We start from the raw sequence: 26327 nt of genomic DNA on the forward strand, positions 1-26327 counted from the left end.
TTCACGGGATTTTGACCTATGCGATATTGGTGGGTAAATCAAAATCAAATTTACCGCCAGGAGATTAACGGAGAATATCTTTGGTCTCCGAAGCGATCAGTGGGTGGCCGGCGAAATCCGTTCTATGAATTTATGCGTGAAGTGTCTCCAGGAGACGTTCTTCTTTCCTTTTGCGACACACGCATCACCGCTCTTGGCATTGCCCAGTCGTACTGCTATGAGTGGCCAAAACCGGATGAGTTTGGCACCACCGGCCTAAACTGGAGCGCGATCGGTTGGAAAGTAGATGTTCGCTTTCAAGAGCTGTCCAATCGAATCCGGCCCAAGGAACATATTCAGAAACTGCGGCCCTTTTTGCCAGAGAAATATTCGCCACTTCAGAAGGATGGTAATGGATTACAGAACCTCTATTTGGCCAAAGTCAGCCCTGCGCTTGCTGCATCGTTATTTGGGTAGATTGGTCCTGAGGCAACTGCTGTGCAGGATACAGCAAATGCTATCGCCGAGCTGAGGCCTGTTGTACTGCAACCCGAAGCAACCCTGGAGGAGTGGGAACAGAGGGTTGAGCGGATGATTCATAACACCCCGACACTACAGGAGACGGAAAAGGAATCGCTCATACAGGCTCGACGTGGGCAGGGCATGTTCCGGGCCAACGTTCAGCGGATTGAGAGGCAATGTCGGATTACCAGGGTCAATCGGCAGGAACATCTGATTGCCAGTCACTGCAAGCCCTGGCGCGACTCCACCAATGACGAGCGCCTGGACGGCGAAAACGGGCTGCTACTGACGCCAACCATCGACCACCTTTTCGATAAGGGCTTCATCTCATTTGAAGGTAACGGCAGGCTCATAATCTCGCCGGTGGCGCATCGGCCATCGCTGATTAAAATGAGTATCGATGTTGACCACGATTTGAACGTTGGTGCCTTTAGCGAAGGACAGCGTCGCTTCCTGGACTATCACCGGGAGAATGTTCTTCGCATGGCAGGGCCGCCCTAGGGAATGGGACAGGGTAAAAAGTAAGTCGGAAATTCCTACAAATTGAATGATTACTGCCCCAACATTTTTTTGTCTGCCAATTGGCGGGGATGAGTTATGAGTCAACAACAGGCTTGACCCGTAGCCGAATACGGAATTCGGATACATGGCGTTGTTTAAGATGGGATTGGAGAATTAGCAGCCACTTGGAGGCGGCGCAGTGATGCAATCGTTAGGCGTCAACGCAGAGCTTTCGAGCAACCGTCCGCTTACGACCCAAAGCGGACATTCAAGCTTGATTTACAGGTTGGACGAAAATAATTAGTACCAATATATGGGAAAAGCACCCGACTTACGAGAAAATTTCAATCCACCTGATGAAATCATTCAGGCTGGCTTGAATGGGGATCTGGTCTTTTTTGTAGGAGCTGGGGCATCCGTGCTACTTGGCCTGCCGTCATGGTCTGGACTGGCTACACGAACTCTCGATGATTTACGACAGAAGGGCTATTTGAACTATTCAGAAATTGAACAGCTAAATGACCTAGATCCCAAGAAGCAATTGTCAATTGCATACTCGATTGCTGAAGATAACAAATATAAATTAGACCTTACTAAGCACCTCACTGGTAAAAGTGAAGCCAATAGTTTCTATAAAGCTGTTAATGACATAGGCTGTTCTTGTGTAACAACAAACTATGACGAACTATTGGCCCCACGTTTCGTAGATACGAAAGATGGATCTACAACGGCTGCATCAATAAATCGAGTATATGAGAGAGAAAAGTTTTTCGCAAAATTGCTTAATGAGCCAGGAACAGTAGTTCATCTACATGGTGCTATTAGTAAACCAGAAACAATGATCGTGACAACTAAGGATTATCTTGAGCACTACGACCATGAAAATGTCCAAGAATTTCTGGATGAATTATTTGAAAAGAAGACCATTTTATTTCTTGGTTACGGTCTGGAAGAAGCGGAAATATTAGAACATATATTAAGAAGGGGGTCAGCAAACCCAACCAGTGATAGAAGACGTTTTGCGTTACAGGGATTTTTCGTAAGTCAAAAACCACTTTATGAAAAACTTCATACATATTACGAGAAATCATTTGGAGTACATCTATTAGGCTTTGTCCGCGATCACGAGAATTACAAATGTCTAGAGACGATTATAAAATCCTGGGCAAATGAAATTGAGGTAAGAAAGCCACCATTAGCTGCTGATAATGACTTTATGGATGAGGTTCTCGATGGTGACTAGGTTATCAGCTAGAGAGCTGGATCTATTGCAACGTATTGATGAGAAGGAAGAGTTACGACCGCTATTTTTCCGTAAAGTTAAGGGCCTAAAATGGTTCGACCCTCTCACGGAACGGGGCTATTTTAGCCCTGACGCAAACCCGAAGCCTGTGCCTGCTAAAGAGGAGGGATACGTAAATATACCATTTTGGCCCGTTGTTGATTATCTCGTTAAAACGGCTCCAGAATTCGCTGATAAAAAAAACCAAGAATATGCAGAAAAATTTCTTCAAGTTCTTGTGGATGTTACTACTTACGCCAAAAATAATGGGATTAGCAATTACCGTACTTGGTCGCAATTTGCCGAAATACTCACGCAAATACCACATAATTCAATCCCTCTTAACACCATAGATATTGTCGACTACTGGCTAGACGACAAATATGAGCAAGGTCTAGTTGCACAGAAGATAGGTAAGAAATGGTTACCAAGGCTGTTGCAATTAAGTGATGACCATGCCTTGCAATTAGCCAAGAGAATTATCGAACTCCTCTATAAAGTAATATTTGTCGAGCGTAAGTACGGTGAGAAGGGTAAGCAGGAATCCTCTCTGAGATTTAAGGCCTATCACGCTCAAAAAATTACTGAAATGATAGCTAGGTTAGCCGGTGAAAAACTCGGTTTAGAAGCTATTCGAATATTCGATGCACTTTTAAGAAATACTCTAGAACAACACGAGAACGATTTATGGTCCTCAATTTGGCGACCTGCGATCGAAGACCACGAGCAAAATAAGCGCCGAGAGGATGCGGGAAATGTATTGATCCAGGCGTATCGTGATTCGATTGTTGGTTACATTCGTACCAACCCAGAGGAAGCGTCAAAATATGTTAAAAGCATGCTTGAGTCTGAATATCAGACTATTCAAAGGATAGCGATATACGTAATTACTATAAATTATCATCTATTTACAATTGGAATTGATAGCCTGCTGGCTGAGAAATATTTGGATAGTAATTATCGGCATGAGATGTGGAATTTTATAAACAAAAGCTATCCACATTTTTCAGTCACGCAAAAAGAGAAAGTACTTGAATTAATAGCCAGCATAACTAGGCAAGATGATAATGGCGAATATCATGCGGGTGCAACCGCCTACAATAAAGCCATTTGGCTTTCAGCTATAAAGGCTCATGGGGATAGGGAAGCGCAGCTCTACGCAGAAAACACAGATATTGCCAGAACTGAACCAGATCATCCCAATTTTTCGAGCTACATGTCGGTACGATGGGGAGGTCGAAAGTCACCTAGAACTCAAGAAGAATTGCAAGCGCTATCGATTGATGAGCTGATTCAGGAATTAGAGAATTACAAAGATCCAGTCGGGTTTGATGAGCCAGGTCTGGAGGGGTTGGTAAAGGTCTTTAAACAGTTAGTAAAGACAGAGCCGCTCAATTTTTATCTGAATTTGAACAAATTCATTAATCTCGATTTGGCGTATATTTACGAGATTATCGAGGCATATAGAGACTTATGGGCAGAGAAAGCCAAATTACCCTGGGATGAAATATGGAAAAAATTATTAGATTTTTGTTCTGACATTATTACACAGGAACGATTTTGGGACCCTGAGAATGCAAAGCAGAGAGGAAAATTTGTTGCGAACCGATATTGGATTGTGAGTAGTATCGGACAATTAATCAAGGCAGGTGCAACATCAGATGATCATGCATTTAATGAGAGATATTTAGCTGGTGCAGAAAAATTAATCGCATACCTCTTAAATCTAGAGGAAGGGAACGAATATAAAGAAGATAGTGATGCTGTATTTATATCAATTAATAGTCCCCGTGGGCATTGCCTAGAAGCTCTAATCAATTTAACCTTACGCTCGTGCCGAATTGCAGACAAAAATAACAATAAAGATCATTCGGAGATCTGGGCACACTTTCAGCATTACTATGATTCGGAGCTGGATCGTGCGGATTCAAAAATTCCTGAGTATGAATTTGCTACGCTGGTGACTAATTATTTGCCTAATTTCCTATATATGTCAAAAGGATGGATTCTTGAAAACCTCAGCAGGATATTTGATCAAGATCATTATTTAAAATGGCTGTGTGCCATGCAGGGCTATGCCTATGTAGGAACAATATCTCAGGAAATTTATAATTATTTAAAAGAGCATGGTGACTTATTAAAAGTCCTCGATGATGAGAATATCAAAGACAGAGTAGAGGAGAGGGCAATTCAGAATATTGCTATCGCCTTTATAAATGACTTTGAATCTTTTGAAGAAGATAATAGTCTCATAAATATACTAATAACTAGGAATGACCAAAAAGAAATAAGCCATTTAATATGGTTTCTCTGGACTTTGAAAAAGAAAGGCGATGACAAATTAAAAAAGAAAATCTATGAATTGTGGCAAAAAATTCAAGAAAATATCGATTTAACGACAAAAGAAGGAAGAAGGATGGCCTCCCAGCTATGCTTCTGGGCCGTATTTATAGAGCAGATCGACGAAGAAAGACGACAACTACTTCTAGCAATAGCACCTTTTTCTGATGAATCGCATAATTCAGATGCGCTATTAGAAAGTATTTCCGAAATCAGTAAAACACAACCTTTCGAAGCCCATGAAATTTGGATGAAGATGTTAGAAGGCTCTACACCAGATTATCCAGAACAAGCGGTTAGAAAGATATTTACTAATTTACTAAACACAGGTGCTGAAGGGGTGCGTAAAGCTAAAGAGGCGGAAAGCGTGTATCTAAAAAGTGGTAATGATAGACCTTCGATTTGGTTAAGAGAAATTATAAAAGAGACAAGGGGGATGTAAAAAGTAGCATTATAAATACGCTCGTTGTTAAACAGTGAGCGTCCGCTTTTGGCCGCTTACAGCCACTCGTGAAAGGACCTTGAATTTGTTCTGCACGCATGGCCCGATAGCCGCAAGGTTGGATTGGCCTCTAGAGTCTGGGAAGGAGATTGCTTCTAATCGGAATGTGCTTGTCAAATACCCCTCTCATTGGCGGAGTCTAGACCTTTGATTTTATTTGATCTTGAGGGCCTTTATTTACGGTATCAAAAACAAAAATAATGAAAACAGTATTTATTCTAGGAGCAGGATTTTCGCTCGACGCCGGCGCACCCACTCAAGCCAGCTTGATGGCCGAGGCTTTTCGTCTATATAGGGAAGACCGAAGTCTTTTTGACCCTGAACGATTTGAGGACTTTAAGAAGTTTCTACTCAACCAGCTCAATGTTTCAGAAGGTAATCTCTCAAAAGTTGCCCTAGAAGACATATTTACACCACTTGATCGTTGCTTGAGTGAAAATTCTCAATTTCGCGGTATTGGTCTGGGCCAAATCATGAAAGTACGAGAGTCTGTTTTTTACGTTGTAGGTCAAACCATTCACTTGATCTTAGAACGTACTGGCAAGTCAAAGAATTATATAGATTTGTTTGCAGATTATTTAACGAAAGAGTCATCGGTAAGGTCAGGCTATAAATACAAAAGGGCGGATCCTGTAAGTGTAATCAGCACAAATTGGGATATTCTTTTGGATACCTCAATATATCGGAGCATTCGTGATGATAGCCATGATGGAGTTGTTGACTACTGTTGTTACATAAGTTCTCTAGACAAGTCCGATGAGTCAATAAAGCCGGGATTGGAGAAGCTTGGCCAAGGAGGTTTTAATGTAAAGTTATTGAAGCTTCATGGTTCATTGAATTGGCTCCAATGCCCTCGATGCATGAGATTATATGCCAGATTTTCTGGAAAAGAAGCCATGTACAACTTTATAAATCCTATGCCATGCAGGCATTGTGATACTAATTTCCCAGAAGAACAAGGAAATCATTTACTCGTCTCAAATTTAATAATGCCTACCTTTATCAAGGACCTTTCAAATCCGCAATATAAGATTATATGGCAGAATGCCGGGATCGAAATATCAGAAGCCACACGAATTGTTTTCATCGGTTATTCTCTACCTAGTGCCGATTTTGAAATGCGTCAGCTACTTTCTCGGATGATGCGAAAGAATACAAATATCGAAGTCGTTGATTATTGTAAATCCGATGATACTGAAAAGAAAGAGAGCCTCAAAAATCACTGGGGTAACTTTTTTGGTGATAGAAATGTCAAATTTCACTTTGATGGTGCCTCTCAATATATAGAGGACTTGGTTGGGTCCGAGTCAGAATAAAGACCTAAAGCAGTTGCGGGATACGATTATGAACGCTTAAATGTCCGCTTATGGCCGAAGGCAGACATGTCTGTTAGCGACCCTAAGGGGTTCGGAGACAAGTCTTGCAATCCCGCCAATCTCCTGCCTTGCCTGCGAAGTCCTGCAACTTTCCCCTACGCCCCCATTTCCATTGGCCCATCGTGTTGAAGTGGGAAGGACTTTTTCTTTTCGTTTCCTCCGGGCTTAATTGGTTGGGATTATGAAGATGTATGGATTGATGGAGATAAAAAAATAGTTTTCCGTTGAAAGATGTCGGCCCAGACGGGGTAGGATGAATTCCCGCCATCAACCTGCGAGAATAACCATAGTGGAGGGAAAGGGATCAACCTTTTATTTGAATAATAAAAAAAATACCAACTAGTGGAAAAAGAGAAAGATGCCTTTCAGAAAATAAAAAAGTATATTGTTGTCTTTCCTAAAAGCATGCAGAAACCTCAACAGCACATAAGTCCCGAGGACTATATGCGCCTGGCGATTGTCATGGCGCAGAAGATCCCCCGGTATCCCTTCGGAGCCGTCATCGTTCGCCGGACAACTGGAGAGATTCTCGCGAAGGGGTACAACCGTTCTTCCCGCAACCCTACCCTCCACGGCGAAATCGATGTGATCAATCGTTGTGCGGCCAAGCATGCACCGCTGGATTGGATCACCCTCGATTTGTATACGACCGCTGAACCCTGTCCCATGTGTCAGAGTGCGATCGAGTGGGCAGGCATAGCCACGGTGTACTTTGGCACGTCGATTCCGTTTCTCCAACAACACGGGTGGAGGCAAATTGATATTCGGGCCGAGGAGGTGGCACGGAGGACTCCTTTTCGGAATACGAGAGTGATTGGGGGGATTTTGGAGCAGGAGTGTAATGCGTTGTTTGAGGCGGCACAGCGCGATGGGTTGAAGGAGTAGATTTTTCGATGGTGATGCCGGGGTTTCGCCCCCGGACGGCGAGGTCCTTTTGTTTCGGCAAAAGGACCCAAAACCATTGACGCCCCGTCTGGTTCATTAGAACGGAGGGACGCTAACTTTTTGAAGAGCGGACCAACTCGCAAGGCTCAGACAAGGTCCGCCAGGTGCGAAGAGCGTCCCTCCCTGGGGCCAGCCGGCAGGCGTCGACTCAATGGGCAGCTTGCTGAGTTTGAACGCCGACCCGGTTGGCCGACCTGAAGGTGATTGGGATGACAAAGCGAGGGGAATGCCAGCCTTACCGTGCCATGGCCTAGCCAGATCCTTCGCCTAAGGCTCAGGATGACAAAAAAATGCCAATTTACTTACCACTGTCTACCGCGTCACGTTACGACTTGGGGAGTCGAAGCGGCCGGTAATCGCCTAGCCGGATGATTCGCGTTAGCGGGATGTCATCGTTTTTGTTCCGGTTCGCTGGGCCGGAGGGAGGTCGAATCGATCGAGATTCATGACCTTGGTCCAGGCCGCCACGAAGTCATGGATAAACTTCTGCTTCGAGTCGGCACTGGCATACACTTCCGCGATGGCCCGCAGTTGCGCATTCGAACCGATCACGAGATCGACGGCCGTGGCCGTCCATTTGACCTCACTCGTCTTGCGGTCCCGGCCTTCATACACGTGCTCTCCTTCGGAAGACTTTTGCCAGATCGTGTTCATGTCCAGCAGGTTCACGAAGAAGTCATTGGTCAAGGTTTCAGGCTGTTTCGTGAAGATCCCATGGCGGGAATGGTCGACGTTGGCATTCAAAGCCCGCATGCCGCCGACGAGCACCGTCATCTCGGGAGCGGTGAGCGTTAAGAGGTGCGCACGATCCACCAACAGCTCCTCCGGCCGGCGATCCTGTCCATGTCCGTAGTAATTGCGGAATCCGTCGGCGGTCGGTTCCAGCGGGGCAAAGGCCTTTATATCGGTCATCTCCTGCGATGCGTCGGTGCGCCCGGGTGAGAAGGGCACCTGAATGTTATGCCCGGCCTTTTTCGCCGCTTCCTCAACGGCGGCAGACCCGCCCAGCACAATCATATCAGCCAGCGAGACCTTTTTCCCGCCGGTTTGCGACTGATTGAAGCCTTGTTGCATCTTCTCAAGTGTCTGCAAGACCTTCGCGAGTTGGGCCGGTTGATTGGCTTCCCACTCCTTCTGCGGGGCGAGGCGAATGCGGGCTCCGTTGGCGCCTCCCCGTTTGTCCGAATTCCGGTACGTGGCCGCCGACGCCCAGGCGGTCGAGACCAATTCCGGTATGGTGAGACCTGATGCGAGAATCGTGCTCTTGAGATGCGCGATGTCCTGCTCCCCGATTAAGGGATGATCCACCACGGGAACCGGGTCCTGCCACAACTGCGGCTCAGCGACCCACGGGCCTAGTAACCGCGAGACGGGCCCCATGTCGCGATGAATCAGTTTGTACCACGCCTTGGCAAAGGCTTGATCTAACTCTGCCGGGTGGTCATGAAAACGTTTGGATATGGGCCCATAGATGGGGTCCATCTTGAGTGCCAGGTCCGTGGTGAACATCATCGGGGCGTGCTTTTTGGACGGATCGTGCGCATCCGGCACCGATCCCTCCCCGGCTTTATTTTTGGGCGTCCACTGCCACGCACCGCCAGGACCCTTCACCAGTTCCCAGTCGTAGCCGTAGAGGTTGGTGAAGTAGCCGTTGGACCATTGCACCGGAGTGAACGTCCAGGCCCCTTCCAGGCCGCTGGTGATCGTGTCGCCGCCCTTGCCTGTTTGATAGGAATTGTTCCAGCCGAGGCCTTGCTCTTCGAGTCCGGCCGCTTCCGGTTCCGCCCCCACATACTTGCCCGGGTCGGCGGCGCCGTGGGATTTGCCAAGGGTATGGCCGCCCGCGATGAGCGCCACGGTTTCTTCATCGTTCATGGCCATGCGGCCGAAGGTTTCCCGGATGTCTTTGGCGGCGGCGAGCGGATCCGGCTTGCCGTTGGGCCCTTCCGGATTGACGTAGATCAAGCCCATCTGCACGGCGGCGAGCGGATTTTGGAGGTTGCGATCGCCGGTGTACCGCTTGTCGGCCAGCCACTCGCGTTCAGGTCCCCAGTAAATATCCGCTTGCGGCTCCCAGACGTCCTCGCGCCCTCCGGCAAAGCCCATCGTCTTAAACCCCATCGACTCCAGGGCGGTGTTCCCGGCCAGGATCATCAGGTCGGCCCAGGAAATTTTATTGCCGTACTTCTGTTTGATGGGCCAGAGCAGCCGGCGGGCCTTGTCCAGGTTGGCATTGTCGGGCCAACTGTTGAGGGGTGCAAAGCGCTGTGCCCCGGTGGAGGCGCCCCCGCGACCGTCGGCAATGCGATACGACCCGGCACTGTGCCAGGCCATGCGGATGAAGAGTCCCCCATAATGGCCGTAGTCGGCCGGCCACCAGTCCTGTGACGTCGTCATTAACGTTTCGAGGTCCTTCTTCACGGCAGCCAGATCCAGTTTGTTGAACTCCTCGGCGTAATTGAAATTCTCACCCAGTGGATTGCTCATGGGCGGATTCTGATGGAGGATGTCCAGGTTCAACCGGTTCGGCCACCAGTCCTCATTCGTCCAGGCCCCGGCCGAGGTGGGCCGAAGGGTTGCGCCTGAGCCTTTGTCCGACTCCATTTTTTCTCCGTAGGATTCGGCCTCTTGCGTTTGTGAGTCGGCAGCGTGAGCCGGCGTCATCCCGCCGGTGGTCCCCATGAGACAGCCGAGGGTCAGGGCCACAAGCCAGACTGAATGTTTTTGATTGAATCGTCGCTTCGTGTGTCGTGGCGCACCTCCGTTTCTGACGGGCCACCTCTTTTCGGTTTCAATATGAGACATGTGATTTCTCCTGGTGAATTATGTGAGTTTGTTGGTTTGATCGAATTATTTTTACACGGCGTATCGGTCGGTGGTGAGATTTTGGTGTTGGCTCGGTTTGGTGTTGGCTGGGATTATGTTGTCACTCTGATCTTTTTCCCGGGACTCGAGATCTGCAGAGGCAACGATCATAGGGAGGCGTGACGCTCAGACCGGACCGTCGCGCATGCGATGGATCAACCTTATACAAACATTAGGGCAGATCCACCGTTTCTATCGCAAGGGGCGCCTTCACATTTACAAGGCGGGAAAAAGAGAAAATTTATTTTCCTTCGACAAGTAATAAACAGGACTGTAAGGGATGGGCTCGTGGGCAGGCTCAAGACCGGTTCGTCGGCGGACGGGCGGGATGGCCGTGACTCTCGCCGTTATTCCTGGCGTTGGGTGACCTCTGTCTCGTCTGCCATCCAGGTGGGATATTGTCCCGGTTTTCCCAGAAAGGGTAAGGCCATCAACATCAACCAGGTGAGTTTGCCCGGGTCCCGGTATGCTTCCAGCCCGATCGTCATCCCTGTCTGTCCACGGCTGGGATCAGGCAGATAGGTGCCCAGCACCCGATCCCACCAGGGCAGATTAAATCCGAAGTTCCGGTTGGTCTCCCGGGGAATCACCGAATGATGGATTCGGTGCATGTCCGGCGTGACCAGGAACCATCTGAGCAGACGATCCACCGTCCAGGGAATGCGCACATTGCTATGATTGAACATGGACGTGGCATTGAGCAGGACTTCGAAGGCCACCACCGCGCCGGGTGAGGCGCCGATTAAGAGCACCGCGGCAATCTTGATGACCATGGACAGAAGAATTTCGAGCGGATGAAACCGCACGCCGGTGGTGACATCAAAATCCACATCGGTATGGTGCACCATGTGCAAGCGCCAGAGGATGGGGACCGCATGCATCAACACATGCTGAAAATACACCACCAGATCCAACAGGATGACGGCGAGGCTGAGTTCCACCCACCAGGGCCAATCCAGTTGATGAAAGATCCCCACTTGCGCTTGCCCTGCCAGGACCGCCGCACCCACCGCCCCTGATGCCAGAAGCACCCGGATGAAGAGGGTGCTGACGCCCCCCATGGCGAGATTGATGATCCAGCGTGTGGACCGGTCGGCAGACCATGGACGTCGGGGAGCCATGCGTTCCCATATGGCCATGATGGCGAGGATGCCGATAAATGCGCTGATGCGAATGATGAGGTCAGTGTTCATGGGGAGACTTTAGATTTGCCTTAACACACTAGCTCACCTTCCCGTGTCGGACAAAGGAAAAGGAGGGGAATCCTTTGACAGGGGGTCATAGGGGGAAAATCCTATTCTGAATGGTGACATTAGCACTTGGCGCGACTCGTTTTTTTTTCGGTGCATTCCGGGGTTTCGCCCCCGGACGGCGAGGTTTCGCCTGGTGCGTCTCGAAGAGCGCGACATTTGTTGTGGAGGCAAAAGGACCCAAAACCATTGACGCCCCGTCTGGCCTTATTGCAGAGGAGGGACGCGAACCTTTTGAAGAGCGGCCCAACTCGCCGGGCTCAGACACGGGCCGCTAAATGCGAAGAGCGTCCCTCCTTGAGCCAGCCGGCAGGCGTCGGACAAAGTAGGAGAGGAACCTTTATGGGATTCATTAGAAAGTGGGAGAATCGCAGGAAGGATAGAAAGGATAAAGAAGCTGCGGTTCAGCTCCTGAGCGGAGCGCTTGCGTGGGGCGTCTTTTCCTTTTTGAGCTTCCGGGGTTTCGCCCCCGGACGGCGAGGTTTCGCCTGGTGCGTCTCGAAGAGCGCGACATTTGTTGTGGAGGCAAAAGTGGCCAAAACCATTGACGCCCCGTCTGGCCTTATTGCAGAGGAGGGACGCGAACTTTTTGAAGAGCGGCCCAACTCGCCGGGCTCAGACACGGGCCGCTAAATGCGAAGAGCGTCCCTCCTTGAGCCAGCCGGCAGGCGTCGGACAAAGTAGGAGAGGAACCTTTATGGGTTTCTAGGAAAAGTGGGAGAATGGCAAGAATGATAGTAAAGGGAAGATAAATGCCGGGGTTTTGCCCCCGGACGGCGAGGTCCTTTTGTTTCAGCAAAAGGACCCAAAACCATTGACGCCCCGTCTGGCCTTATTGCAGAGAAGGGACGCGAACTTTTTGAAGAGCGGCCCAACTCGCCGGGCTCACACAAGGGCCGCCAGATGCGAAGAGCGTCCCTCCTTGGGCCAGCCGGCAGGCGTCGAAAAAAAGTCATGTGTGGGAGGAGAACGTGTGGTGTGAAACGGGCGTGAAGTGGTTAGGGCACAGATCCTTCGCGTTCGCTCAGGATGACAACGCAGAGAGAACGGGTTGCTAACAATCTGCAAGGATATCGGAGCGGGAGAAGAGAGAGGCTCGATTACACCTAGTAGAAATGATGCTTTCAGATTGCAAATCAAGCGGAGTGGGGCGATTATCTTCTATTTTGTGAGACCATCTGTCGGGTGGTGCGGGATCTTCCCTGTGGTTTCTTCCGTTGTTTATGCCTACGTGAAATTTTTTTGTTGACCCATTCGTGTAACGCTATCCATACGGTATCCGCCCCGCTGTTCTCTCTGGTTGCCTCTTGCGCACATGTCAGAATTTCCTGATATGACCGCACGTGGAACTGGACCTGATCCTGCCTGACGGTCCGGGTGAAGTCGCTCCATTCAGGGGCTTTGACCTTTTGGGCCATGGGCAGGTCGGCGCTGTCTACATAGACGATGACGACCGCCGGTTGCTTATTTTTCTGCCGCGCCAGCTTATAGGCCACGACGAGAGTGCGCATCCATTGGTAGGCCGGTCCCGCGAATGGACAGGGGTTGTAATCTGTTTGGGCATCGAGGTGAAAGACTTTCGGAATGATGTCCCAATATTGAATGTCTTTTTCGCTTAAGGCGCACCGACTGGTCATGTCGATGACTCGCTTGGCTTGCTGGGCATAGTTTCCGTTGCACGGGACGGAGCCTTTGCGCCGCACCGTTTGCGAGCACGCCCCTCCATCCTGCTCCGTAAATTTACATTCAAACATGATCACGGAATGGGGATTTTCCGCATAGACATCCACTTGGGTCGGACGAGGTTCATTGAGCAATGATGGGCGCGCGCGCCATTCCAAGGTGATTTCCCATGGGCCACCGGCCAGCACCCCCAGGTTGGTTGCCAGGGCATCGAGAATCGCCTCGCAATCGGGGGAGGTTTTGATGGTGCCGAAGACATCAATCGCGAGTGCTTGGGATGAATGCGTGACATGCGTATCGATGGCTCCTCCCCGGCCTGTGTGCCACGGAAAGGTGTCCCATGGCTCACAGGCTTGATGCGCGTGGGGAAAGATATTGCGTTCAAGGCGTGTTCTGGTGGCGTGATCCATACGTGTTGGCCTTTAAAGTGAGCATAGAAATTGGAATGTGGTGTTTATTATCTTTATCGGTAAAGGGGGGATGAAGCTGAATGATGTGAGGAGAATTGGAGTTGGGAGAGAGGTTTAGAGAAGAGGAATGACAGGGACTGAATGCAGAAAAGGAATGCTGTCCTCCGGGGTTTCGTCCCCGGGCGACGAGGTCCTTTTGTTTCGGCAAAAGGACCCAAAACCATTGACGCCCCGTCTGGCCTCATTGAAGCGGAGGGCCGCTAACTTTTTGAAGAGCGGACCAACTCGCGGGACTCAGACAAGGTCCGCCAGATGCAAAGAGCATCCCTCCTGGGGCCAGCCGGAAGGCGTCGGAGAAATTCGGAGAGGAATTTTTTATTGATGACTATGAAAGAGGAAGAAGTGCAGACCTGACTGAAAATGAGAAAGATTTTGAGATGAGAGGAAGGGGGGCTCCATCCCCTATTATTCTTAAGCCTCATCACCACGTGGCCTCAAGCACTTCATGGTCTTGGTGAGGCTCCACAAAGGCGGCCAACCCTAGTCCGTCGGTGCTCTGGCCATCGCGCACGCACCAGGCGAGCCCTTTACCCTCCAACTTGATGACGAACACACCGCCCAGGAAATAATTCACGAGCCAGGCGAACGTGGGAGTCCCCCCGGTTGTCGACGCCGACCAATAGTTGGCCGACTGCACGTTTTGAAACGGATGCCCATCCGGCAAACAGAGTCCCCCGCCTAAGCAAAGGATCGAATTGATATCCATGAGACTCGATAGTTGTTCACGCATCGGCAGTGCCCAGCCTTTCCGTCCCCCCACCTCGCGGGTGGTGCAATGGCTGATGGCCCCGGCCCAGTTAAAGAAGGTCACCGCCGGGGAGGTTTCCCACACGACGCCCGTTTCCCGGTCACAGTAGGCAACGCCATACAGGACAGGGACAAACCGGTCTGCACCGGAGAATGTCTGTCCCCCCATCTTTGAGATACCGCACGGACCGATCGCGCCGGTGTCGGAGGTGGTAGACATGGGGTCGTTCACCATATCGTTGTGCGCATGCATGTCAGTGAACGGTTGTTGGGTGCTGTTCTCTGGTGGTGCATGTTTGGCCCAGATCACCCCTGATAGCGCCAGACACATCGTCAGCATCGCCCCACCCCCTACACCCGCAATGATTGCTCGTCGAGCAGACATTCCGTACCTCCCTGAATTCCGTGACACCGGCAACCCTCCCCATGCATCCCACTGATAGCAAACGAGAACGCCAGATTGCCTTCTTTAATATACTGGAGGAGGTATACGAATGCTATCTGGTACAACCGGCACGCAATGACGGTATCACTGAAATGTGGCGTGCGAAGTGGGAGAAGCGCAGGACGGATAATGGGGGGAAGAAAGAAGCTGGGGTTAACAGCTCCTGAGCGGAGCGCTTGCGTGTGGCGTCTTTTTCTTTTTGAGGGCTTCCGGGGTTTCGGCCCCGGACGACGAGGTCCTTTTGTTTCGGCAAAAGGACCCAAAACCATTGACGCCCCGTCTGGCCACATTTGAAGAGGAGGGCCGCTAACGCTTTGAAGAGCGGCCCAACTCGCCGGGCTCAGACACGGGCCGCTTAATGCGCAGAGCGTCCCTCCTGGGGCCAGCCGGCAGGCGTCGGATCAACAGTCCACATGCTAAATGGTGCGGCGGCCCGGGTGGCTAACTGGCAGCTGATGCGTTGGAAGTCTAAATAATAGTTTCGGAAAGATAGGAAAGTTTTGAGATGCCGGGGTTTCGGCCCCGGACGACGAGGTCCTTTTGTTTCGGCAAAAGGACCCAAAACCATTGACGCCCCGTTCAGCCATATTACGGGAGGCGAACACCGACGGTGGGAAGGCGGGCCAACTCGCGCTGCTCAAACAGGGCCCGCCATTTTGTGCGGATGTTCGCCTCTGGGGCTGCCCGGAAGGCATCGGACAAAGTAGAAAAGGAATAAATGAAGAATAGTAATGTGAAGATATGTCAAGGCTTTCGGCCCGGCGGCGGGCAAACTCGCAGGGCTCAGGGCAAGGGTAGCGTCCTAACGCACTCAAGCCGTTCCGGTTGCAAATTGTTAACGTCGATGACGGCAACCGGGACATGTGTTTCGTCAGATCAGAAAATTCGATCGACTATGGCGTTTGGGATTGGCCCGTTTTCGTTCTTCACCTTTTTTAGGATTTGACCGAGGCCTCATCCGAGGTGGCAATATCCTCGGCCCCCTCATTTTTGAAGATGGTTCGGGCACGATCCGTTGTATCCGGATTTTCTGAATGCACCGAGATCAGGATTTTGCCTTCTTTGATCTTTCCTTCATAGAGCTTGGCTTCATATTCCGGGATGCCCATGCCGACCAGCCCGCCGGTCAATCCTCCGACTGTAGCGCCGAGTGCCACACCGCTGAGCGCGGCCATAATCGGGCCGGCAGCCACAAACGGACCAATGCCGGGGAGCGCCAATGCCCCGATGCCCACCAGCCAGCCCAGGGCTCCACCCAACACCCCGCCCGCTCCGGCTCCGGTGACCGCTCCCTCCGGAGCCTTCGAGTGTTTTTCATGCGCTAAATCTTTGGCCCCATGGGTGTCCGGAAAGAGCACAGAGATATCGTTACTTGAGAAACCCGCAATCTTGAGATTGTCGACGATTTGCTCGGCTTGCAGAAAAGTTGTCGCAATACAAAAAACTGCTTTCGCCATCTGATGCTCCTTTTCCGGGGGATAACGAGGGTATTTATTCGTTCACAACTTCTAGCAGGTTGATGACATTGTTCAGGCCGACAACTAACGTGGCCATGTTCAAAATCCGCCTTCGCTCATCATGCGTCTCCACCGGTCCCCGTAACGTGGCTTTTCCATTCAGGGTCACGATCTTAATATTGTGGGCGTTCATGGACAAGGTCTTATCGGCCATAAGTGACTGCCGAATACGCCGGGTCAGTTCCACATCCTCCTCGCTCCCTTTGGACTGGTCGAAGGGAGTCAGCGTGGTGCCCTCACTGTCCCGAATGTTTTGTTGGGAATTTTCAACTTCGGCGGACGCGACTTCGAACGCGGCCGGGAGTGTTTGACCGGAAACGGAGGGGATCTCCCAAAACCCTGCCAACGCCAGACAGCCCAGCACAATTAGACAACCTGTCACGTGCTTCATAATCATTCCGTCATGAGGTGAAAAGAGTGAACATCAAAGGTTGGTCCGGGTCCAATGCCGGTGATGGACATATTCCCCATTTCTCCTACCACAGTGGGCCTAGATTACCCGACCTTTTCCGAAATGTCACCATGTTGGCGGCCGGAAAATACCCGGTCGTAGAAGCACGCAAGGTGATCCCTGTGGGACGGAAACCCCGACAATGAATGTTCTTTCAGATGGGGAAGTTTCGCGAAATTTTCGTCCACCGGGCCCCTCTGACAATCGTTCGATGGACTCTCTCAACAATATCATTGACGTGTGGAGCGGGGATGGCTTTCCGTCCCGGTTCGCGGAGCATCGCCACATCCGTGTGGGGAGATGAGTCCGGCTTCTCTTGGTCGGCCCACTGTGGTCATCACGCACAGTGAAGATTTTCCATTCCTCGATTGTTATACTCCCAGCCATGCGACCCCAGGTCATTCCTGCAATCCTACGCCATGTTCCTTTGGTAAGCCCTATCCTCGTCCTTCTGGCATTCCTCAGTTCGCTCTACCTCATCGTGCCCCCGGTATCTGCACAATCAATGCAGAAAGAGGCGGATCAGGGGGTATGGCAGACGGTCAAGCCTGCACCAACGATGCGGACTGAGGTGGCCACCGCAACCTTGAACGGCAAAATTTACGTCGTGGGCGGGTTTGAGCAACCCGCCTTCGGCAATATCATTAATCTCGGGATCACGCCATCTCTCCAGGAATATGATCCCACCACCGACCAATGGACATCCCGAGCGCCAATGCCGGTGGGCCTGCACCATGTGGGTCTCGGAGTGGCAGACGACAAACTGTTTGTTATTGGTGGATACAGGCAATCGGGACTCAGCGTCTGGCATCCCGTTGCCACCGTGTATGTCTACAATCCAGCCACGGACATCTGGGCCGAGCGCGCACCGATGCCGACCCCTCGCGGAGCCTTGTCGGTGGCACAGCACGACGGAAAGCTCTATGCCATTGGCGGCTACGATCGGACGGCCAATAGCGCGGCAGTGGAGGTTTTCGATCCGGAGCGCAATGCCTGGACGATGCGCGCGCCGCTGCCGACCCCTCGCGATCACCTTGCGGCCGCCACCGTGTCGGGGAACATTTACGCCATCGGCGGACGCCTGAACGGCGACTATCGACAGAATCTCGCTGTTACGGAAGCCTACGATCCTGTCACCGACCGCTGGTCGCGTGTTGCAGATCTTCCGACTGCCCGTAGTGGTATCACCGCGTCCAGTGTGGGTAATCGGATATATGTGTTCGGCGGCGAACAGGAAGAAGGAACATTTCGGGAAAACGAGGCGTATAATCCGACCCGTGATGCCTGGCAGACCATGGCACCCATGCCGACAGGACGCCACGGCCTCGGGTCCGCGGTAGTGAATGACCGCATTTACGTCATCAGTGGCGGGCCGACTCCGGGAGGCTCGTTTAGTGATGTAAACGAAGTGTTTACTCCGCCGGCATCCGTCCCCTTCACACTCCCCAAACCATGAGGGGCGTCTCACGCTGCCGGGGGCTGGCCGTCATGAAATTCGAGATGAAATTTTTCGCACAGCGTCATATAATTTGCTCATAAAAAAGGATGTGCCTCTGTTTAACGGATGGTGATGAAGGGTTTGAAAGGAGAACGTATGGAGTGGAGAGCGAGTCATATTCTCGTAAAGGAAAAAGGGTTGGCCGAGGACCTGAGAAAACGCCTGAAAACTGGGGCCAAATTTGCCGACCTGGCGAAGGAGTTTTCGACCTGCCCCAGCGGGTCCAAAAGTGGTGATCTGGGATGGTTTGGTCCCGGCAAAATGGTGAAGGCCTTTGAAGATGCGGTCAAACGCCTGGGACATGGCAGTCTGAGTCCGGTTGTCAAAACCCAATTCGGATATCACATCATTAAAAAAACGGGTCAGAAGGAATAACCTTTCTGACTGAGACCTCTTCCGCGATTCATACAGATCATTTCGAACAGATGAACCTGAATTATTTCTGCCCTACAATTTCGAGGATCATACGGAAACGAAGGCTCGGGCCCTTCGACGTTACTCTCAAGACGGGATTTAGAAGGCTCCGTGACTGTTTTTGTCATCCTGAGAGAAACGAAGGATCTGAGCCCAGCCCAACCAGGCCATGGCTCAGCGAGATGCTTCGCGCCGCTCAGCATGACAATTCTGTTGAGGGTGTTTTCCTTCTGGTTTTCTTGTCATCCTCAAACGTTTATGGACCCCATCAGAATTCATCTATTCAGAATGATGACCGGTGTGAGGTGTAGAACCCGCTATGTTGTATGATCCCATTTTCGAGGATCATCATCAGCAAGGAGGTGAGATGAAACAGAGACATTGTGCGCAAGTAATCATGGCGATTCTCATTTTCGGCCTGGCACCGATCCACGCCCGGGCCGAGGCCATCGTCATCGGGACGGTCAGTAAAAGTCCGTTGTCCGGCTCGGCTCCCGGCGGAACAAGCACACTCGATGTCAAAACTCTCGCACCCGATGCTTTTGCGACGACGTCCGCAAATCAGTGGGCGCTCGGCGGCCTCGTCTTTTATGAGCGGAGCGACGAAGCGTGCTATATCGGCACACTACGCACGAGTTTAAATGGTCGCCATACCGCAGAAAGCACGTCGAATAAAGCCACCAGGCCGCCGTGCACGGGTAAAAATGTTCACGACAAGCAGACGATTAAATTCGACAAGGCCGACCATGTTGTTCAGGCCATCCAGGTCTGCACCACGGATAAGAAAAAGCAAGACGACAAGATAAAAGGGGCAGAGATCTGGGCCGTGCGTGTGGGCCAGGATGGAACCCTCTTCGACGCCAGCCTGAGTGACAAATTCAGGCGCCCGAACTGTAAACGCTGGCGCGAGAAGGTTTCCTGCCCGAGCGACCAAATTGCCATTGGCGTCGAAGCCACATGGGGCGATGGGGGTTTTGCCGGCTTGCGGCTTCGTTGTAAAGCCGTCGCGCCGATGGAATGACCAGCGGGAATGCGTCGATTAAGCCTGCGCCTTGCCGTGGTCGATGGGGGATTAACATGTCTACGGATCCGGTCGACGATGACATCCCCAACACATGCTTCTTTGAATGTACAGACGGGATAGGTTTTCCCGGCAAATGGTGGAATGATCACCAACGTTCTTCCTATGAAAATGACGAGAGTCCGTTCCTTCAACGAATGACAGGATGACGTGTCTGATTGGATACAGGGTCGTATCTGATTGGATACGCAATCGACCACTCAACACCTGGACCGTTTTCCATCGGCGTTCCTTTTGTTTCATTCTTTTTCTTTCATTCCGGGGGTTTATCAATCGTTTTCTCAGTGGCGAGAGAGTCATTCGCTGCGCTCGCATGATTCTTGAGTTTCTGGTAGGTGATGAACCGCACCGTGTCCGGCAGTTGGATCATTGTCCTTCTTGAATTGTTTAACCACATATAGTGCCTTTCCCATCAGCAATGAAATGAAGCTGAAAACCTATATTCGGGAGTCATCTGGTTCCAGGGAATATTTGCGAGTAACGCATGGCCTCTGAAAAAAGCGACGATTTTAAAATTCCTGTGACGGGCTTATTAATTTTGCTCACCGTGCTGGGTGGAATTTTGTTTTACCAACAACCCTTTAAAAGTGATCGGCCAGTTCATGAACAACAAAACCAGACCGTGATCGTAGGCGATAAGCGAGTGCAAAGCCGTCTGTGGCAGGACCCTTTCGCATCGGTAAAGGCTCATAAACAGGCCGAACCCAAAGCCAATCAGTCTCAGACCGGGGCTCAATCATCCCAGAGTTCTCTCATTAGTTCAGAGACCAAAGACCACCATAATTTACGCATGCAGTTACGTGAGATCACGAGGGCTATAGGAGAATACGCACCCCCATTCAAAGCCCTGATTGTCGTAACAGAAGGCACTCCCTTTGCTTCCGGAACCGAATACCGGTTACGGCATCGCTATGCGGTGGTGTCCGCTCTTGGAGAGGCGGGGTATATCCCCGAGGAAGGGGAATTTTTCAGATATTTTTCGTGGAACCGCACAAAGCTTCAAGGTAAGGACACCTGCTGGGATGAAAGTTGTCCCGGCATGGATGTGCCTCTCGAATGGTTTAAACCGGACAACACCGATAAAGACCACGTGCTGGTCTTCTGGGTCAAGGATCAGGACCTTGAGAAAAATCCATTAGCGTCCCTGGAAGACCTCGTGGCCTTTGTGAACGATTCGGCACCCGACTCTCCACAGGAGCGAAGCCGTCACGATTCCATTGATGCCGCGATGTCGTTTACGGTGTTAGGCCCGTTTCATTCCGGAACCTTACGCGCCATGATCAGTGAAGTTCTGGGAAGACATCGGAAGGCGTCTTCCTCAAAGACACCCACCGAGGATCCAACGGCAATTCAGTACCTTTCCTATTCGGCCACCGCCTCTGAAGCAGTTCTGTTTGAAGGCCTTAACATTGATGAAGAACAGTGTTCCAGCGAAGCGGAGTGCTGGAAATACATGAAGTCCTTGGGTTTTGATGTGCATCGCGTTATAGGGACGGACGAAGAACTGGCCAGGGAACTGGCAGAGGAATTACACAAACGCAACGTGGATTTTACCGACGAACCGGATCACATTGCCCTGATCGGGGAATGGGATACGCTCTACGGGCGGAAACTGCCACTGACCTTTCTTGAAGTGACTCATCGTAATCGGAATCTTGATCTTATCACCAAGATCAGGAATCTGGGAGACGTGGACTGGCCTGATTGGGCCCATCGCTTTAGCTACCTTCGTGGGATTGACGGTGAGTTGCCACAGAGTATGAATGCCTCTGGCGGAAAATCCGAGAGTGACGGAACCCTTTCCCAGAACCTTTTAAAAATTAATAAGGGTCTTGAACGACCGGAAGGCCCGGCCCAATTCGATTATTTGAGACGGGTGGCTCTGCAAATACAAGCTGAGGATCGGAGGATTCGGGAAAAGTGCCTGGACCGTGTGGGAGAAGGATCATGGCCAACCTGTCCCGGCTTTAAGGCCATAGGCATTTTGGCGGGAGATGTCTACGATAAACTGCTCCTCCTCCAAGCCTTGCGAAAGGAATTTCCCGGGGTCCTTTTCTTTACCACCGATCTTGATGCCCGACTCTTACATCCGGGCCAATACCAATGGACTCGAAATCTGCTCATTGCCTCCCATTTCGGCCTTCGTCTTGATGACAAGGTGCAAGGGTCGATTCCCCCGTTTCGTGATGCCTATCAAACCTCATTGTTCCTGTCCACGTTGCTGGCCATTGACCCCGACGCCGTGTGTCACACGGCCTCAGGATTGTTTGCTCATGGGATATGCGACAACTCACCAGACCAACCCTCCCTTTATCGAGCGCCAAGAGTCTTTGAGGTCGGACTCACGGGCGCGTACGACCTGAGTGACGGCACCCGCTCTATCCATGTCTCACGGCCGGACTTTGAACATGGGGAGCCCGCGCCTCCCATAGGTTTACGAACATTGATCCTGCTGGGATGTATTCTGTTGGGTAGTTGGCTGATTTATGCGGCCATGAGCCGGAAAGCGGTGTTTCTTGCCGGAGCGGCGGCCAAATCTCCCATGTTCTGGGCCTTCTTGTTAGCCGTCGTCGGTAGCTATTCCTGGCTGTTTGTGTCCATCACCAACCAGCTCGAGGATGGAGAACCCTTTGTCTGGCTGGAAGGTATCAGTGTCTGGCCAACTGAAATTCTCAGATTGGCGGCATTCTTTTTGAGTCTTTGCTTTCTTTGCCGGGGATACAGAACCCTTCAGGCCAAATTTCGTCAACTCGAGGCAGATTTCGATCTTTCTCCAGGAGAATGTTCCGGATGCTTCGAATGGAAAAAGTGGATGGAATTCGGTCCTGACTTTTCAAGTGGCGGCGCGCCCCCCAAACATACGATGCGTGAAACATGGCGCATCTATACATCATTAATGGGCTTACGGTGCGCAGGATCCCGTGTTGTCGTCCAGACGGCTGTCTACCTGATTCTGTTTGCCTTCCCTATCTTCATCCTCATCGGATTTCCCACCACCCCCTGCCGGGGTGGGACGTGCTTCATTTTGGATAAGGCGATTCTTATTCTGAGTGTGGTCACCATGTGGCTCCTGGTGTTTTTTGTGGTGTATGTCACACGGCTTTGTGCCAGGATGGTGAAGTGGGTGTTACAACCAGGGGTTGAATGGCCCCCTCGGAGTAGGCCGCGCGAACCTTGGTTCCATAGTTCTACGAAGGATGCTCTGGACAACATTCAACATGGTCTGTGGTTTTGTGGTCAGCTCACCGAAGTGGTCGGGACCCTGATCTATTATCCCTTTATCATTGTATTGGTCATGATTGTGTCACGTTCCTCATTTTTTGATGACTGGGATCTTCCGATCAGTCTTCTTATCGTGATAGGGAGCAACATCGGGCTGGCCGTGTTTTCAGCCTTCCATTTCCGGCAAACGGCTGAAAACGCCCGGGGACGCGTTCTCAATGAGCTGACGTCCATGTTGAGCACGAGTTCAGGCTCTACACGAAAAACTCAAATACAGAAGGTCATCAGCGAGGTGCAGAACTTTAGGAAAGGGGCGTTTTGCCCGTTTGCCGAACAACCCATTCTGAAGGCCTTTGCCATTCCGTCCGGTGGCTATTTCCTCATGCTGTTCATTGAATATCTTGGCAGGTGATTGGACGGGAAACCGTTGGGGAAAACAATTTCACGGGGAGCACCACGATCATACTCCCCGTGGAATTGGTGGAGTGACATTAGGCCTCTACATTATCCTGGGCGGTGAGGACGAATTTGCTGTCGACCAGATCGCCCACAATGCGTTGGCCATCCACCGCTTTGCCCTGAATGATCAACCGGGAGAGCGGCGTTTCAATTTCCTGTTGAAGCAGGCGTTTCAAAGGACGTGCTCCATAGACCTGGTCATAGCCACGCGCCGCCAGATCGGCCACGGCCGCCGGCGAGAGTTCCAGGGACATCCGCCGGTCCGCTAATCTGACCCTGAGCCGTTCCAATTGAATTTCGACGATTTGCGCCAGTTCCTCCCGTTTTAAGGGATGGAAGACCACAATTTCATCCACCCGGTTTAAAAATTCCGGACGGAAATGCTGTTGAATTTCTTTAAGCACTAAGGCCCGAATGGCTTCATAGTCCATATTCCGTTGCTGGGCTTCCAAAATATCCTGACTGCCCAGATTCGAGGTCATGATAAGCACGGTGTTTTTGAAGTCCACGGTTCGGCCTTGTGAATCGGTCAATCGCCCGTCATCCAGGACTTGGAGGAGGACATTAAAGACATCATGATGCGCCTTTTCGATTTCATCGAAGAGGATGACCGAGAAGGGTCTGCGTCTCACCGCTTCGGTTAACTGCCCGCCTTCTTCATAGCCCACATACCCTGGCGGGGCGCCGATCAATCGAGCCACGGTATGTTTTTCCATATATTCCGACATATCGATACGCACCATGTTGGCTTCGTTATCGAAAAGGGTATGTGCCAGCGCCCGCGCCAATTCGGTTTTGCCCACGCCGGTCGGTCCCAGAAAGAGGAACGACCCGATGGGGCGATTGGGATCTTTGATGCCGGACCGGGCACGCAATACGGCTTCGGCCACCGCTTTGACCGCTTCATCCTGACCGATCACACGTTTGTGTAACCATTCATCGAGGTGCAGAAGTTTTTCCACTTCGCCTTGGAGTAACCGGCTCACGGGAATGCCTGTCCACCGGCTGACGACCTCGGCAATGTCATCTTCATCGACCTCTTCTTTGAGCAGACGGCTGGTGCCTTGTTGATTGGCCAGTCGCTCTTCCTCATCCTTCATGGATTTTTCCAGTTTGGGCAAGGTGCCATAGCGCAACTCCGCCACGCGATTCAGGTCATACTGCCGCTCGGCCTGTTCGATTTGCTGTTTGACGCCTTCGATCTCCTGCCGGATTGTTTGTAATTTCCCGACAGACGATTTCTCCGCATCCCATTGGGTTTTTAAATCATTCAGCGCGGCCTGCTTGGCTTTCAATTCTTCCTCAATATGGGTTAACCGGGTGCGGCTGGCCGCATCGGTTTCTTTCTTCAAGGCTTCCCGTTCAATTTCCAACTGCAGGACTTTTCGGGAAATCTCATCCATTTCAGCGGGCATGCTGTCGATTTCGGTACGCAATCGCGCGCTGGCTTCGTCGATGAGGTCAATCGCTTTATCAGGCAGAAACCGGTCCCCGATGTAGCGATTGGACAGGCGTGAGGCTGCCACTAATGCCGAGTCTTTGATGCGCACACCATGATGGACTTCATACCGTTCTTTTAATCCGCGCAGAATGGAAATGGTATCTTCCACCGACGGCTGATCAACTACCACCGGTTGGAACCGCCGCTCCAAGGCCGCATCTTTTTCAATATGTTTCCGGTATTCATCCAGCGTGGTGGCACCGATCAAATGAAGTTCCCCTCTGGCCAACATCGGCTTCAGCAAGTTGGCGGCATCCATCGACCCCTCCGCCGCTCCCGCCCCCACGACCGTGTGCAATTCATCGATAAACAGAAGGATCTGTCCCTGGGAGGATTGAATTTCTTTTAAGACGGCTTTTAACCGCTCTTCAAATTCCCCGCGAAATTTGGCACCCGCCACCAGGGCACCCATATCAAGCACGATCAAGCGTTTATTTTTAAGTCCATCCGGCACATCCCCTTTAATGATTCGTTGTGCCAGACCTTCGACAATGGCCGTTTTCCCCACACCCGGTTCTCCGATCAGGACCGGATTATTCTTGGTGCGGCGGGACAGGATCTGCACCACACGACGAATTTCTTCGTCACGGCCGATCACCGGATCCAATTTTCCCTGGCTGGCCAACCGGGTCAGATCCCGACCATATTTTTCTAATGCCTGATATGTGCCCTCGGGATCCTGGCTGGTCACGCGTTGATTGCCCCGCACTTCCTGAAGGCCGGAGAGGACTTTATCCCGCTTGAGTCCCATGGAGGTAAACACGCCGCCTTCGGCCACCATGGCCAGGATGACATGCTCGACACTCAAGTATTCATCCCGAAGCTCCTTCATTTCCGCTTCCGCCTGATTGAGCACTTTGGCCAGACGCGGAGAGAGATGCACCTGACCCGGAGGCGCCCCACTCCCCTGAACCTGAGGCACCTTCTGCAGGGCTTGTTCTGCGGCATTTTTGACGGCGGTCGGAGAGACTCCCGTATGCTCTAAAATCGGGTGAGCCAATCCACCGGATTGCTCCAGTAACGCCAGCAGGAGATGTTCCACATCAATCCCTTGATGGCTACGTCGCATCGCGATCCCCGAGGCAGCCTGCAAGGCTTCCTGTAATTTGATCGTCATTCGGTTAAGGTCCATTGGCTTCCCCCTTAATCAAAAATGTATTCGTCCGGAATTTGTCTCGCACTATAAAGATAATAATCCCCGGCGGGAATTCAACCCCTTCGCACGATTCGCACTCGACATTCGTCCTTTTCTCTGTAACACGACGGTTTAACGGATG

At 51.4% G+C, this 26327-nt stretch carries 18 protein-coding genes; 11 read left to right on the top strand and 7 right to left on the bottom strand.

Features of this window, described 5'->3' with window-relative positions:
• Positions 1–18 precede the first annotated feature (18 nt).
• From PP769_RS15275 to PP769_RS15300, 6 genes are all read left to right on the top strand, one after another.
• Positions 19–456 (top strand): hypothetical protein, encoded by a 438-nt coding sequence (locus tag PP769_RS15275; RefSeq protein WP_312641666.1) that lies wholly within the window; start codon positions 19–21, stop codon positions 454–456.
• Between the two features lie 21 nt (positions 457–477).
• A complete protein-coding gene (locus tag PP769_RS15280; protein WP_312641667.1) occupies positions 478–1002 on the top strand; it encodes an HNH endonuclease in 525 nt (174 codons plus the stop codon).
• Between the two features lie 313 nt (positions 1003–1315).
• Entirely contained in the window at positions 1316–2245 is a 930-nt protein-coding gene (locus tag PP769_RS15285; RefSeq protein ID WP_312641669.1) for an SIR2 family protein, read from the top strand.
• Complete coding sequence (locus PP769_RS15290) at positions 2235–5066, top strand: hypothetical protein (RefSeq protein WP_312641671.1); 2832 nt, start codon at positions 2235–2237, stop codon at positions 5064–5066. Before PP769_RS15285 ends, PP769_RS15290 begins: the two co-directional genes overlap by 11 nt.
• A 260-nt stretch (positions 5067–5326) precedes the next feature.
• On the top strand, positions 5327–6442 hold the full coding sequence (locus PP769_RS15295) for a hypothetical protein (RefSeq protein WP_312641673.1): 1116 nt from the start codon (positions 5327–5329) through the stop codon (positions 6440–6442).
• Between the two features lie 504 nt (positions 6443–6946).
• On the top strand, positions 6947–7387 hold the full coding sequence (locus PP769_RS15300) for a nucleoside deaminase (RefSeq protein WP_312641675.1): 441 nt from the start codon (positions 6947–6949) through the stop codon (positions 7385–7387).
• A 438-nt stretch (positions 7388–7825) separates the two neighbouring features.
• On the opposite strand, the gene katG is transcribed toward PP769_RS15300, so the two are convergent.
• Positions 7826–10051 (bottom strand): catalase/peroxidase HPI, encoded by a 2226-nt coding sequence (katG, locus tag PP769_RS15305; RefSeq protein WP_376753453.1) that lies wholly within the window; start codon positions 10049–10051, stop codon positions 7826–7828.
• A gap of 608 nt (positions 10052–10659) precedes the next feature.
• The gene (locus PP769_RS15310) at positions 10660–11505 is read right to left on the bottom strand and encodes a sterol desaturase family protein (protein ID WP_312641679.1); all 846 of its coding nucleotides are present in this window, start codon (positions 11503–11505) and stop codon (positions 10660–10662) included.
• Positions 11506–11904: 399 nt separating this feature from the next.
• On the opposite strand from PP769_RS15310, the gene PP769_RS15315 reads away from it, so the two are divergent.
• The gene (locus PP769_RS15315; protein WP_312641681.1) at positions 11905–12195 is read left to right on the top strand and encodes a hypothetical protein; all 291 of its coding nucleotides are present in this window, start codon (positions 11905–11907) and stop codon (positions 12193–12195) included.
• A 521-nt stretch (positions 12196–12716) separates the two neighbouring features.
• Here PP769_RS15315 and PP769_RS15320 read toward each other — a convergent pair.
• The 4 genes from PP769_RS15320 to PP769_RS15335 form a co-directional block, all read right to left on the bottom strand.
• Positions 12717–13655 carry a PGN_0703 family putative restriction endonuclease gene (locus PP769_RS15320; protein ID WP_312641683.1) on the bottom strand — a complete coding sequence of 313 codons (939 nt, stop codon included), beginning with the start codon at positions 13653–13655 and terminating at the stop codon, positions 12717–12719.
• A 481-nt stretch (positions 13656–14136) separates the two neighbouring features.
• Positions 14137–14847, bottom strand: a complete 711-nt coding sequence (locus tag PP769_RS15325) for an Lcl C-terminal domain-containing protein (RefSeq protein ID WP_312641685.1) — start codon at positions 14845–14847, stop codon at positions 14137–14139.
• 995 nt (positions 14848–15842) lie between these two features.
• On the bottom strand, positions 15843–16364 hold the full coding sequence (locus tag PP769_RS15330; RefSeq protein ID WP_312641687.1) for a hypothetical protein: 522 nt from the start codon (positions 16362–16364) through the stop codon (positions 15843–15845).
• A 34-nt stretch (positions 16365–16398) separates the two neighbouring features.
• On the bottom strand, positions 16399–16815 hold the full coding sequence (locus PP769_RS15335) for a BON domain-containing protein (RefSeq protein ID WP_312641690.1): 417 nt from the start codon (positions 16813–16815) through the stop codon (positions 16399–16401).
• 445 nt (positions 16816–17260) lie between these two features.
• Here PP769_RS15335 and PP769_RS15340 point away from each other — a divergent pair, with 445 nt between their 5' ends.
• From PP769_RS15340 to PP769_RS15355, 4 genes are all read left to right on the top strand, one after another.
• A complete protein-coding gene (locus PP769_RS15340) occupies positions 17261–18331 on the top strand; it encodes a Kelch repeat-containing protein (RefSeq protein ID WP_312641692.1) in 1071 nt (356 codons plus the stop codon).
• A 138-nt stretch (positions 18332–18469) separates the two neighbouring features.
• The gene (locus PP769_RS15345) at positions 18470–18748 is read left to right on the top strand and encodes a peptidylprolyl isomerase (protein WP_312641696.1); all 279 of its coding nucleotides are present in this window, start codon (positions 18470–18472) and stop codon (positions 18746–18748) included.
• A 406-nt stretch (positions 18749–19154) separates the two neighbouring features.
• Positions 19155–19808, top strand: coding sequence for a hypothetical protein (locus PP769_RS15350; protein ID WP_312641698.1), 654 nt, complete (start codon positions 19155–19157; stop codon positions 19806–19808).
• Between the two features lie 544 nt (positions 19809–20352).
• Positions 20353–23502 (top strand): hypothetical protein, encoded by a 3150-nt coding sequence (locus tag PP769_RS15355; protein ID WP_312641700.1) that lies wholly within the window; start codon positions 20353–20355, stop codon positions 23500–23502.
• A 79-nt stretch (positions 23503–23581) separates the two neighbouring features.
• On the opposite strand, the gene clpB is transcribed toward PP769_RS15355, so the two are convergent.
• Positions 23582–26182, bottom strand: a complete 2601-nt coding sequence (clpB, locus tag PP769_RS15360; RefSeq protein WP_312641702.1) for an ATP-dependent chaperone ClpB — start codon at positions 26180–26182, stop codon at positions 23582–23584.
• Between the last annotated feature and the right edge of the window lie 145 nt (positions 26183–26327).

This window comes from Candidatus Nitrospira allomarina (assembly GCF_032050975.1).
GTDB classification, from domain to species: domain Bacteria; phylum Nitrospirota; class Nitrospiria; order Nitrospirales; family UBA8639; genus Nitrospira_E; species Nitrospira_E allomarina.